The following is a 12,773-nucleotide window of genomic DNA, read 5'->3' as shown; positions in this document are numbered from 1 at the left end:
GAGATCGCGAAGCGCCGGCCCACGCCCAGGCCGGGACCGTCGAGCGCGTCAACGCGGGTGACCGATGCCGTCCACTCCGGCCAGCGCCCGACGTCGCTGAAGACCTCCCACACCAACGGCGCCGGGGCGTCGATCTCGACATTGCTCACGGTATTCATGTACCAGATGGTACAGCCAAGGTCCAGCCTCCGCGGCACTTGCGGTGGCAGTCGAGAAATGGGGTCATGACGGCTGCACAGGTGAGCTCGGTGAAATAGTCACCGCCAGCGTTGATCTGGTGCGCTCCGGGCCGGCGCCGCTCTCCTAGCGCGCGGGAAGAAAGATCACGCATGCTGTTCCCATATGGAAAGAGCCCCGAGCGTGCCGCCCGCTGACTGGTACCCGGATCCGTGGCACCAGGCGGCCCTGCGGTGGTGGGACGGTGGCGCGTGGACCTGGAATGTGTCGGAAACCCCGCCGTCGTCGCAGCGTGCCGCGCAACACCTGCGCTGGGCGCACGATGCGGTGCCGTTGGTCAAAGCGGCGCTTGCCGGGTTGGCTCAGTACTTGATTCGACACGATGCACCGAGCTACCCGTCCGCTCGTGATGAATCGGATGGCGGCTCGCGATCGCCGCGCGGATTCGTGCTCAAAAGGGCCGGCGGTTTCTGCAGCCTGCTGACGGCTGACGGCAAGATCTGGGAACAGGGTCGGGGCCGAACAGCAGGATTCAAAGACGTCAACGAAAGCGCTCTGCTGACCGACAGGTTCTACATCGGTCCCCGGTTCATCTACGTGTCGTTCCTCGACGGCGAGGTTTACGCCGGCTATCGCGAGTGCGGCCCCGAACCGCTCATCGACTACCTCGCCCACCTCGCCCTGGCGATGAACAAGCCCACCTGGTACGCCGATCCTGACCTTCTGCCCACCAGGGGGTCTTCTGCCGATACCGCGCCGCTGACCGCAGTGCTGCCCGGCGAGGCGCCGTCGGCACATCCGGCTGCCTGAATTCCGGTTGCCGGCGTCCGCATCGGTCACGATGCGGCTCTTCCGGTATACAACGGGTTGGCCTGCGAATACTCTCGTCCGCGGAGGTCTTCACGATCGCCGACGATTCAGGCACAAACGATCCCGCGCATTGCGTACCGGACGACGAAATTAGAGGGCGGCCATGGCACAAGCTCACCCGGATGAGGGCGAAGCACCAATCATCGTCAGTCTCGCGGAGGCGGCGATGCACATGTACGTGTCGGCGATCGATTCGTTGCCTCATCACGAGGATCTCGAATTTCCCCGCCGGGTGGAGGTGATTCTCTCGGGCCTGCGCAAGCTGCAGGTCTCGCTGACTGAAGCGGCCGGCCGGAGCCGGACCACGCCGGCGGTGATCGTCGCGCTGAGCGAGGTGCGCCGCCAATACGACGACCTGATGGGCCGAGCCGCGGCAGCCCCCGGGTCCACCCTGGGGCAGCGGCTGTACGTCGCCCGCCGGCGCGCCAGGATCTCTGCACAGGAGGCGGCCAACGGTGTCGGGCTGCGCGCCGATCTCCTCGACGACCTCGAGGCCGGTGAGATCCCGACCGAGGACGAGGCCGTGAAGGTCAAGCAGCTCATCGAGGCCCTGGGCGGTTCGCCCGAAATGGCCGCGGCCGCGTTCCACCACCGACCGGACCCCGAGACCCTCGACGAGTCGATGGCGTGGAACGGGAGCGACGTCGGCTAGCCCGAACAGCCGGGGCGCTGCGCAGGCCGTCGATCGGCGGCCCGGATGGCGCGCCCTATGCTCGGTGTTCGATGAAGCTGGCGGCTAAGGCAATCGACAGACTCGCCAACCCGGCGCAGGTGGGCGATTTCGACAAGTTGCGCGGCGCCGTATCGGGCAAGACCGTGCTGGTGACCGGGGCGTCGTACGGAGTTGGCGCCGCGACGGCGCGCACGGTGGCCGCGGCGGGGGCGACCGCGTTGATGGTCGCCCGGTCGGCGGACAAGCTCGACGAGGGGGTGGCCTCGATCCGCGCCGGCGGCGGACACGCAGTTGCCTATCCGGCCGATCTCACCGATGAGGCGCAGGTCGGCACGCTCGTAAAACAGATCATCGAAGACCACGGTCCGCCTCACATCGTGGTGAGCAACGCGGGCAAGTCGATCCGCCGGTCGCTGCATCAGCAGTACGACCGGCCGCATGATTTCGAACGCACGATCGACATCAACTACCTGGCGCCGATCAGGCTCCTGCTCGGACTGCTGCCCGCCATGCGAGAGCGCGGCGGCGGGCACATCGTCAATGTTTCCAGCGTCGCCGTGCGCGTTCCGCCCGGGCCGCAGTGGGGCGCCTACCAGGCATCCAAAGGGGCGTTCGACCGCTGGCTGCGCAGCGTCGCACCGGAATTGCACGCCGACGGCGTGGACGTCACCTCGATCTACTTCGCCTTGGTCCGCACCAGGATGATCGAGCCCACACCGATCCTGGGCAAACTTCCCGGCCTGGATCCCGATCAGGCCGCCGACGTCGTCGCCAAGGCGATCATCGAACGGCCCCGCACGATCGCGCCGCCCTGGGTGTGGCCCGCCGAACTGGCCTCGGTGCTGCTGGCCGGCCCGATCGATCGCGCAGCCCGGCTGTGGTCCCGGTATGCCATCGACTCCGGCAGCGGCCGGGCGATGCGGCGATGACCAACGGGAGCGTGCTCACCACCGCGGCCCGGGCATTGCTGCGCTCCGGGCTGCTCCGTCCCCCGGGCCCGGCTGCCGCGGTGCGGTTGCTTCGCGAGGCACGCCGCAGCGGCACGAATCCGGTCACACTGCTGGCGGTCGCGGCGGCCCGGTGGCCAAACCGGACGGCGGTCATCGACGACGAAGGGACCGTCACCTACCGCGAGTTGCAGGCAAAGACAGAAGCGCTGGCCCACGAGCTCCGCCGCCACGGCGTCGAACCGGGGCGGGCGGTCGGAATCTCGTGTCGCAACGGGCGCGGCTTCATCGCGGCGGTGTTCGCTGCGGCGCTGGTCGGCGCCGAGGTGGTGCTCGTCAACACCGATTTCCGCACGGATGCGCTGGCCGCCGCGCTGCGCGCGCACCGGATCGAGACGATGGTCTGCGACAGCGAGTTCGCACACGGTGTGCGGGCCACCGGGGCGGCAGTCACGCTCGTGGACCCGGCGGCGAACAAGACGCGCGGGGGTGATCGGCGACCCGCGGTGGCGGCGCCCGGTCGGATCGTCCTTCTCACATCAGGAACCACAGGCAAGCCCAAAGGGGTACCCCGGACACCCCGAATGGGTTCCGCCGTCGGCGTCTGGGTGACCATCCTCGACCGCACACGGCTCACCACGGGTTCCCGAATCGCAGTGGCGGTGCCCATGTTTCACGGGTTGGGTCTGGGCATGCTGATGCTGACCACGGCGCTGGGCGGCACCGTGCTGACCCACCGGCGCTTCGACGCCGAGACGACGCTCGCGCAGGCGTCACTGCATCGCGCCGACGCCTTCACCGCGGTGCCGGTGATGCTGGCGCGCATCCTCGAGCTTCCCGACGCGGTGCGGGCCCGAAACCCGGTGCCCTCGCTGCGCGTGGTGATATCCAGCGGGGACCGGTTGGATCCCAGCCTGGCGCAACGGTTCATGGACACCTACGGCGGCATTCTCTACAACGGCTACGGCTCCACCGAGGTCGGCATCGGCGCCCTGGCGACGCCGTCCGACCTGCGGGACGCCCCGGAAACCGTCGGCAAACCGGTTGCCGGCTGCCCCGTGCGCATCCTCGACGACCTCGGCAGCCCCGTCGGCCCGAACATCACCGGACGCATCTTCGTCGGCGGCGAGCTGGCGTCGGAGGGCTACACAGGCGGGGGGGCGAAAGCCGTCGTCGACGGCATGACCAGCACCGGCGACATGGGCTATCTCGACGAATCGGGTCGGTTGTTCATCGTCGGCCGTGAAGACGACATGATCGTCTCGGGCGGCGAGAACGTCTATCCCCGCGCGGTCGAGAACGCACTCGCCGAACACCCCGGCGTCGCCGACAACGCGGTCGTCGGGGTCCCCGACGAGCTGTTCGGACATCGCCTGGCCGCATTCATCGTCGCACGGCCCGGCAGCGGCATCTCCGAAGCAGCGGTGCGGGAGTACCTGAAGGACAGGGTGTCTCGCTTCGAGCAGCCCAGGGACGTCCGAATCGTCGCGAGCATCCCGCGAAACCCCGCCGGCAAGATCCTGCGCAACGAACTGCCGACGTTGGGTTGAGGGGATGCACCGCCATGCCGCACTGATCACGAGCCTTGACTGTCGGGGCGATGGGAAGCCCCGGACACAGTTGGACATAGTTCACGCCCGGCACAAGTTGGCGCCTTTGCTGACGACTCATGTTCTGAGTCAGTTTGGCGCACACCAACGAGGGCCAGGCCGACACCGCCGGACGGGGGAAAATCCCCTGCATGGCGGACGGGCCGGTGACCAGAAGCTGTTTCCCATTCGGGCTGAACGCGACCCCAAGCGCGTATTGGGTGTGCGCGTTGTACGGCGCTCCGATCGGTCGCAACGTCGCAACGTCCCACACCCGCACCGTGTGGTCGTCGGCTCTGGAGGCGATGCGTGCCCCGCCCGGGCCGAATTCCACATCGGTGACCGGGGAGCTACTACGCCACGTTTTGGAGCATTTCAGAATCATGTCGGTCGGGGATTCTCACTAACTTGTCGGAATCCCCAGGGGGTAGCCTGAGCTGACCGTTATCCCGGCCGGGGAGCAGGTGCGGTGAGCGAGAACGAGTCCACGGTTCGCGACGGGATGCTGGTCTGTTTCGATACGCCGATCACGATGCCGGACGGCGTGGTGCTGCGAGCCGATGTGTACCGCCCCGACACCGATGCCCGGGTGCCGGTCATCATGACGATGGGACCCTACGGGAAAGCACGCCGATTCCAGGACGAGCCGTACGCCGCGCGCTGGCAGACCCTCATCGCCGAGCACCCGGAGATTACGCGGCTGTCCGATTGTGTCTACATGACCTTCGAGACCGTCGATCCGCAGTTGTGGACGGCGGCCGGATACGCCGTAGTGCGGGTCGACTCGCGAGGCGCCGGCACCTCGCAGGGCCACCTGGAGGTCTTGTCCGAGCAGGAGACCCTCGACTATTACCAGGCCGTCGAGTGGGCCGGCACCAGGGAATGGTCCACCGGGAAGGTCGGATTGTGCGGGATCTCCTACTACGCCATCAACCAGTGGCGGGTCGCCGCCCTGGCACCGCCGCACCTGGGGGCGATCTGCCCCTGGGAAGGAGCCCTGGACCACTACCGGGACATGACCCGCCACGGAGGCATCCTCAGCAACGTGTTCTACGAGCTGTGGTATCCCTTGCAGGTTCTGTCCAACCAGCACGACCTCGGAGACAACGGGCCGACAAACCCCTGGACTGGCGAACCGGCCACCGGCAAGCAGACGTTGACCCAGCAGCAGCTGGCCGCCCGGCGCACCGACCCGCTGCCCGCCGCCCGCGAGCACCTGCTCGACGATGACTGGTACCGCGCTCGCACCCCGGAGCCGGACAAGATCACCGTGCCGGTCCTGTCGGCGGCAAACTGGTTCGGCCAAGGTCTGCACGGGCGCGGGAACTTCGAGGGCTTCACCGGCGCCGGATCCCGTGACAAGTGGCTCGAGGTGCACCCCGGCCGACACGAGGAATGGTTCTACCTGCCGGACAGCGTCGCGATGCAGCAACGGTTCTTCAACCACTTCCTCAAGGGTGAGGACAACGGCTGGCCCGATACCCCGCGCGTCCTCATGCACCTGCCCCACCCCGACGGCAGCCACCGCAGCCGCACGTCCGATGTGTGGCCGCCGCGCGGGGTTGAATGGACCCGGCTGCACCTGCACCCCGACCGACTACTGTCGCGGGAGCCTCCGACCGCGGCGGGCACGATCGGTTTCGATGCGTCCGGCCAAGGGATCACCGTCACCACCGGCTCGCTCGATCACGACGTCGACCTGGTCGGACCGCTGACCGCGCGGCTGCAGGTGTCCACCACCGCAGCCGATGCGGACCTGTTCCTGACTTTGCGCGTCTTCGCCCCCGACGGCACCGAAGTCACCGTGATCGGTTCCGTTGCCGCCGCGCAGGTGCTGTCCAACGGTTGGCTGCGCCTGTCGCATCGCAAGACCGACCCCGCCCGGTCGGTGCCCTATCGGCCCTGGCACACCCACGACGAACGGCTGCCCGTGCGGCCCGGACAGATTTACCCGGTCGACGTGGAGATCTGGCCCACCGGCATGCACCTGCCCGCCGGATACCGGCTGGCGTTGACCATCGGCGGCAGCGACTTCACCCGCCCCGAGCAACCGGGCTCCCCGGTCACGCTGTTCTTCCACACCGACGAAACCGACCGGCCCACGAAGACTTTCGCCGGCGTCACCACCCTGCACGTCGGCCCGGGTCAGGACAACTTTCTGCTCACGCCGCTGCTCGCCGCCCAACAGCAGGAGCCATCACAAAGCGCATCCGAACCCGGGGCAAGCCCGCGGTCCGACGTAAGTGACAAACCACGTCCGCCAAACAAGCGAGAATCCGACACGTTGGGTGAGTACCTACCCGGGGATTGCACCGGGGACCACCGCCCGCAAGCACGCGGCGCATTTGCGGACCAGGCGATGAGCACACCACTGGGTAGCTAACCGGTGGATAACTCCGGCCAGGCGACCCCGGTATGGGTGGCGTGCACCCAGACCGGTTGTCCGGCTTTGATTTCGTCCTGCCCCGGGACCTCGACCACGAGTTCGGTTGCCGGGTCGTCGTGGATGCGCAGGCGCACTTCCGATGCGGGGCCCGTGTACGTGACGGTGACGACGACTGCTTTGATGGTGTTAGCTGTGGGTTGGGTAGCGATCGCGAGTTGTTCTGGTCGCAACATGAGGGTGTAGGAGCCGTCGGCCAGGTCCACGACCCGCCGCGGCATCGGAATATCGCAGTATAATTGGCCCGCAACTACTTTGGCTGATATCAGGTTTGCCGTGCCGAGGAACCGAGCGGCCGGCTCGTCGGCCGGTGTGGCATACAGGTCGCGGGGGCGGCCGACGGCCGCGATGCGGCCGCCTCGTGTCAGTGCGATCTGGTCGGCGACGGCGAGGGCCTCCCCGCGGTCGTGGGTCACCAGAATCGCAGTGGCGCCAACATTTCGCAGGACCTGCGCAACCTGCCGGCGCAGGCTGACACGCAGCGCCGCGTCCAGTGAGGCGAACGGCTCATCGAGCAGGACCACCTCCGGTCGGGGGGCCAGGGCTCGGGCTAACGCGACGCGCTGCTGCTGGCCGCCCGACAGTTCGTGGGGGAACCGGTGTTCCAGCGACTGTAGATCGAGCATGTCGATCAGCTCGCCGATCCGCCCGCGGTCGGACCGGCGAAGCCCGAAACCGATGTTCGCGTGTACGCGCAGGTGCGGAAACAGCGCACCGTGCTGTGGGACGTAGCCGATACCGCGGCGCTGCGCATGGACCGCGGTTCTGCTGTCATCGACGACCGTGCCCCCGATGGTGATGCTGCCCGCGTCCAGCCGTTCGAACCCGGCGATGCAGCGCAGCAGGGTGGTTTTGCCGCTGCCGGACGGGCCGAGCACCGCGGTGATGGTCCCGGCCGGTACGCGCAGGTTGAGGTCCTTGAGCACCGGTGTGGTGCCATAGGACTTGCAGGCGCCCACAGTGGCGATCGCGCTCACGGCAGCGCCTCCGCGACCAGGGCCGCCGACGGGGTCCGAACGGCGGCCGTTCTGCGCGTTGCTATTTCGCCATCCGCAGTTCCTGCGTCGGGCCGACTAGCGCGCGGTCGCCGGTCGAACCACAGGCCGAGGAGCGCACCCGGCAGTGCGGCCACCGCGACGATCACCAGCGCGTACGGCGCGGCGGCACCATATGAGCTCTCGGTCTGAAACGCCCAGAACTGGGTGGCGAGGGTCTTCACCCCAGCCGGTGCCAGCATCAGCGTTGAGGTCAGCTCGGTGGTGGCGGTCACGAACACCAGGCAGAACCCAGCGATCAGTCCGGGACCGATCAGGGGCAGCGTGACCGTCAGGAACACGTAGGTGCGTCCGCGGTTCAGCGACCGGGCTATTTCGCCGAGCTCGCGTGGCAGCACTGCGACGGAAGTGTGCACGCACACCAGGCCGAGCGGGAAGAACAGCACCGTGTAGGCGGCGATGACCAGCCAGCTCGTCTCATAGAGCGGGAAGAGGTAGTTGATCGCCAGATACACCAGGGTAAGCGCCACGATCACCGCGGGCACCGCGCGGCTGATGAATGTGCTTTTCTGTAGGGCGACCGAGACCCGCGACGGGTAACGCACGGCCAGGTAAGCCAGCGGTGTCGCGAGGACCAGCACCGTCGCGGCGCTGAGCGCACTGTAGGCGAAGGTCGTCTCGGTCGCCGTTGCCAGGCCCGCCACAGCGGGCAAGGTGGTGCGCTGGCTTTGGTGCATCCAATAGAAGAGCACCACTACGGGGAAGATCATCCCCGCCGCGACGGTCACGGCGAAGGCGACCATCGCCAACCTGGCCGCGCCCGTGGCCCGCTGACCTGCCCGGCCTGCCGGGCTGGTGCGGGCCTGCGCGCGAAACCCGCTCGGGCGCCGCGGGATTGCGGCGTCGAGGCTGATGGCCACCAGCCCCAGCAGCACCAGCGGGATCGACAATGCGGCCGCCGCGCGTGGCTCGAACTGAAATTCGGTGAAGATCTCCGTGGTCAGCGTGTGGAACCGCACCGCCTCGAAGGCACCGTATTCGGAGATCACCACGAGCGCAGCCAACAGGACGCCGCCGCCGATCGCGCCCCGAATCGACGGAAGGGTGACACGCATGAAAGTCGCCAGCGGCCCGGTGCCCAGCCCGCGCGCGACATCCTCCAGGGCCGAATCGCTGCGCCGCAGGGCCGCCGCGACGGGCAGGAAGACCAGCGGGTAGGTGGAAAGCGTCATGATCGCCGTTGCCGCCGCCAGCGGCGGCATGGTCGGCCACACGGAATGCCAGGCGAATCCGACCACGAAGTCGGGCATCGCCATCGGCAGGATCAGCAGCGCGGTCCAGACCCGGGCAATCGGCACCGCTGAGCGCTCCAAAAACCACGCCGCCGCGGTGCCGACCACCGCGGCGGCGATGCAGACCAGCACGGTCAGGGTGATCGTGTTGGCCAGCAGGTCGTAGGAGCGTTGGCGGAAGAGCACTGTTCGGATCTCACGCCAGCCGGCGTCACGGGCATCGACCACCAGGACCGCGATCGGGGCGGTCAGGCACACCGCCATGCAGCCACCGAGCAGGGTCAACACGAGCCTGCCCGGCGGCCATCCGGTGCGTACGAGGTTCACAACAGTTGGGCCTGCTGCAGCAGTGCTTTGGCGTCCTCACCGGTGCCCAGATCGGCGACGCTGAACGCATTGGGCGCCAACGTGTTTAGCGGGGGCAGCTGGGGGTTGGCCGCGACCCCGTTGGCAAGCGGGTATTCGAAACTGTCGCTGGCGGCCAGGATGGTCTGACCGGATTGGCCGGTGAGGAACTGCAGGAACTTCTGCGCCGCCGCCTGGTTCTTGCTCGACGCCAAAACCGCTGCGCCGGAAATGTTCTCGACGTAGCCCGGGTCATGGGGGGCGAAGAACGCGAACTGGGAGCCGATCACGTTCGCGCCGACCTCAGCGCGAAGCCGGTAGTAGTAGTACTGGTTGAGCACGCCCAGGTCGGTGTTTCCCTGGCTGATGTCGGCGGCCAGAGTCTCATTGGACGGCACATTGTCGTTGCTGCCCGCGTTGGACTTGAGCGCGTTGAGCCAGTCGAGGGTTTTCGCCTGGCCGTACGTGTGCAGCACCGAACTCACCACGGGCCAAAAGTCGGTCTCCGCGGGCCCGATCTCGATGCGGTTCTTCCACACCGGATTGGCCAGGTCCATGATCGACTGCGGAAGTTGTGCGGCCTGAAGCTTTTTCGTGTTGTAGGTGATGCCGCTGATCCGGGCCGACACGCCCACCCAATCACCGCTGGCTGCGCTGTCGGGTTTGGGCACCGCCGCCAGGGTCGACGCGTCGACCCTGGCCAGCAGCCCCTTTTGGTCCAGCTGCTCCAGCCATGGCGAGTTCTCGGTGTACACCAGGTCGGCGGGCGACTTGGCGCCTTCCTGCTCGATCTTGGCGGTGGTGGCGTCCTCGTCACCGTTGACGACGTTGACCTTGATCCCGGTCTGCTTGGTGAACCCGTTCACCAGCGCGTTCGTGGTCTGCTGGTGCTGAGCCGAATACAGCGTCAACTCGGTCCCTGACGAGCCAGATGACGACGGCTTGCCGCAGGAGGCCACCAGGCCGGTCAGCGTCACGAGTGCGACTGTCCCCGCGGCGATCATCAGCCGGCGGCCGCGGTTGTTCGAGATGATCCGGTTCATTGGTCTCCTGGTGGGCGACGAGATAGCGGAACGGGGCATGGGCGCGATCAGGCGAACAGCGTCTCCCCGACCCAGTGGCCGGCAGCGGGTGCGCCCGGGGGCAGGGCGAACACCGCGCTGGCGGTGTGGGTGATGAATTGGTTGAGCGCGTCGTTGATCGCCAGCCGGCTGTTGATCGGCACGAACGCCGTCCGCGGATCGCGCTGGTAGCCCAAGAACAGCAGACCGGCATCGTATTCGAGCGCCTGGCGCCACGGCGGCCAGCGTTCGGTGAACTGCGTGGTGCCGTTGTTGTAGGAGAAGGCGCGGCGGATCAGCACCGCCCCGTCGTTGGTTTCCGGCGCGGCCAGGCGCACATGGGCGGTCTCGGGGATGTGCAACTGTCCGGCGCCGTCACGGGCCGCCAGATCGAGGGCGTCGAACTCCCCCGAGGCGCCCAGCGGGGCGCCGGAAACCTTTTGCCGGCCGATCACCTGCTCTTGAGCGGCTACCGGCAGCCGGTCCCAGTGCTCCAGGGTGATCCGGATCCTGCGGTAGACCAGGTAGCTGCCGCCGCCCATCCAGGCCGGCCCGTCGGAGCCTGCCCACAGGGGCGCGTCAAGGTCAGCGGGCGGGTGCGCGTTGGAGTTGATGGTGCCGTCCTTGAACCCCATCAGGTTGCGCGGCGTGCCCGCGTTGTTGCTGGGCGAATAGCCGATCTGGGTCCACCGCAGCGTCGCGATGTCCGGCGAGACGCGGGCCAGTGAGCGCACCCCGTGAAAAACGGCCTGCAGGTCATCGCCGCAGGCGTGAATCAACAGGTCGCCGTTGCTTTGATCGGGGGCCAGCTGGTCGCCGGGAAAATGCGGCAGCTCGACCAGCTGCGCCGGCAGCTTGGCGGCCAGCCCGAACCTGTCGGTCCCGTCGCGCAGGAATAGTGTCCGGCCGAGGCCGATCGTGAGCGTGAGCCGGTTCGGGCCGCTCTGCCACGCCTCCAGCGAGTCCGACCTGGTGGACTTGCCGGTGGTGTCGGCGTACGCGTTGGGCGTGTCCGCCGGTTCGTAGATGGGAATGGTCGCCGATCGCCCTTGTGTCAGCTGCGCGGCCAGGTCGCTCCAGCGCCGCAGGAGCTCGGTCACATGCTCGCGCGATGTGGTGTTCAGGTCGAACGCGGCCAGCACGGTGTGCTGTTGGGTGTCGGTGACAATGCCGCTTTGGTGAGGGCCGTAATACGGTTCGACTTCCGAGCCGGGTGGCCGGGCGCCGGTGTTCAGCGCGGCGGTGGCGGTGGCCGCGGCGGCCCCGCCGATCACCGCCCCGCCGACGAACAGGCCGCCCTGCAACATGTGGCGCCGTGATAGCCGCCGCGACGGTGGTGGTGCGTCAGCGCTCATCCGTGCAGCAACGAGAGTGTGTTGGTGTCGTCGTTGACGAAGTAGATTCCGTCGTGGCCCTGGTTCACGGCGATGTCGAACAGGTTGCCGTTGCCCGGGGGATCCTGGGCGACATCCTGGTTCGCGTAGTACTCGCCCACCTGCGCACCGGCCGCGGTGATCTCGACGATCTTGCCGTTCGTCGCGTTGGCCACCAGCAGATCGCCGTTGGGTGCGCGGTCCATTCCCAGCGGGTTGGCCAGCTGACCTCCCGCGCTGAGGGTGGCGCCGGCGCCGGCCGAGTCCGTGCGGTTCAGCGCATTGGTGATCGCGGCGACCCGATTGCCGAGGTTGTCGCCGACGTAGAGGGTGCCGGCGGGGTCCAGCGCCAGCCCGGTCGGGCCCTTGACGAACGCCGAGGCGTCCCGGCGCTCCGGCAGCGAATCAGCCACCACGACGTGGTTGGTCACGACCGGCGCCTTGCTGGGGGTCTGGCTGAGGCTGAGCCGCACCACGTTGCCCTGGTTGACGGTGTTGCCGCCAGCGTCTTTGATGCCGTTGAGTGTGTTGGTAACGAATAGCGTTGCGGTGTCGCCGTTGTCGGCCACCGTGGCGTCCCACGGGCCGTTCAGATAGTCACCGGCCAGGGTTCCGGCAACCTGGCCGGTAGGCGATAGCTCGATCAGGCAGCCCGCACCGGCGGTGTCGATCTTGCCGTCGGTGCTGGGCAGGCTGCCCACCAGCACCCACCCGTCTTTGAGAACGACCATCGCCGTCGTCAAGCCGACACCGCCGGGGCAGCCGGGCAGCGTCTGCGGAAGGGCGGCGAAAACAGTGACCGACTTGTCCGGATGCACGTCGACGATGGTGGTGCCGGTGCCCTGGTTGTTGGATTTGTTGTTGAAGTTATCCACCAGAACGTCTCCCGCGTGCAGCGAACCCATGTCGGCGGTGACCGGCCAGATGGCATACGGATTGACATCGCCGTTGTCGGGCGTGGTCGACGCGATCATCGTCACCGTGGTCTTGCCCTGCAGAAACGAACCC

At 67.7% G+C, this 12,773-nt stretch carries 11 protein-coding genes and 1 pseudogene; 5 read left to right on the top strand and 7 right to left on the bottom strand.

Annotation, left to right across the window (positions count from 1 at the left end):
• On the bottom strand, positions 1–158 hold a 158-nt coding region (locus VKG81_RS19880; RefSeq protein WP_324398445.1), incomplete at its 3' end, for an SRPBCC family protein.
• A gap of 184 nt (positions 159–342) precedes the next feature.
• Between VKG81_RS19880 and VKG81_RS19870 the strand changes: the two genes are divergently transcribed.
• From VKG81_RS19870 to VKG81_RS19855, 4 genes are all read left to right on the top strand, one after another.
• Positions 343–987 carry a DUF2510 domain-containing protein gene (locus VKG81_RS19870; protein WP_324398444.1) on the top strand — a complete coding sequence of 215 codons (645 nt, stop codon included), beginning with the start codon at positions 343–345 and terminating at the stop codon, positions 985–987.
• A 163-nt stretch (positions 988–1,150) separates the two neighbouring features.
• On the top strand, positions 1,151–1,699 hold the full coding sequence (locus tag VKG81_RS19865; RefSeq protein ID WP_324398443.1) for an XRE family transcriptional regulator: 549 nt from the start codon (positions 1,151–1,153) through the stop codon (positions 1,697–1,699).
• Between the two features lie 71 nt (positions 1,700–1,770).
• Entirely contained in the window at positions 1,771–2,649 is an 879-nt protein-coding gene (locus VKG81_RS19860; RefSeq protein WP_324398442.1) for an SDR family NAD(P)-dependent oxidoreductase, read from the top strand.
• Entirely contained in the window at positions 2,646–4,217 is a 1,572-nt protein-coding gene (locus VKG81_RS19855; protein ID WP_324398441.1) for an AMP-binding protein, read from the top strand. Before VKG81_RS19860 ends, VKG81_RS19855 begins: the two co-directional genes overlap by 4 nt.
• Positions 4,218–4,533: 316 nt before the next feature.
• Here VKG81_RS19855 and VKG81_RS21600 read toward each other — a convergent pair.
• Positions 4,534–4,641: pseudogene (locus VKG81_RS21600) on the bottom strand (hypothetical protein); the annotation flags it as partial.
• 84 nt (positions 4,642–4,725) lie between these two features.
• Between VKG81_RS21600 and VKG81_RS19850 the strand changes: the two are divergent.
• On the top strand, positions 4,726–6,639 hold the full coding sequence (locus VKG81_RS19850) for a CocE/NonD family hydrolase (RefSeq protein WP_324398440.1): 1,914 nt from the start codon (positions 4,726–4,728) through the stop codon (positions 6,637–6,639).
• Here the strand turns inward: VKG81_RS19850 and VKG81_RS19845 are convergent.
• The 5 genes from VKG81_RS19845 to VKG81_RS19825 all read right to left on the bottom strand — a co-directional run.
• Complete coding sequence (locus VKG81_RS19845; RefSeq protein ID WP_324398439.1) at positions 6,636–7,676, bottom strand: ABC transporter ATP-binding protein; 1,041 nt, start codon at positions 7,674–7,676, stop codon at positions 6,636–6,638. The two genes, VKG81_RS19850 and VKG81_RS19845, sit on opposite strands and share 4 nt — an antisense overlap.
• A complete protein-coding gene (locus VKG81_RS19840) occupies positions 7,673–9,313 on the bottom strand; it encodes an iron ABC transporter permease (protein ID WP_324398438.1) in 1,641 nt (546 codons plus the stop codon). The genes VKG81_RS19845 and VKG81_RS19840 overlap by 4 nt, the downstream gene beginning before the upstream one ends.
• Positions 9,310–10,374, bottom strand: a complete 1,065-nt coding sequence (locus VKG81_RS19835; protein ID WP_324398437.1) for an extracellular solute-binding protein — start codon at positions 10,372–10,374, stop codon at positions 9,310–9,312. Before VKG81_RS19835 ends, VKG81_RS19840 begins: the two co-directional genes overlap by 4 nt.
• A gap of 47 nt (positions 10,375–10,421) precedes the next feature.
• Positions 10,422–11,699 (bottom strand): Dyp-type peroxidase, encoded by a 1,278-nt coding sequence (locus VKG81_RS19830; protein ID WP_324398436.1) that lies wholly within the window; start codon positions 11,697–11,699, stop codon positions 10,422–10,424.
• Between the two features lie 44 nt (positions 11,700–11,743).
• On the bottom strand, positions 11,744–12,773 hold a 1,030-nt coding region (locus tag VKG81_RS19825; protein WP_414685340.1), incomplete at its 5' end, for a hypothetical protein.

This window comes from Mycobacterium sp., from assembly GCF_035314905.1.
In the GTDB taxonomy this organism is placed as follows: domain Bacteria; phylum Actinomycetota; class Actinomycetes; order Mycobacteriales; family Mycobacteriaceae; genus Mycobacterium.
Note: the sequence above shows the minus strand (reverse complement) of the source record. Positions and strands in the feature narration are given on the sequence as shown.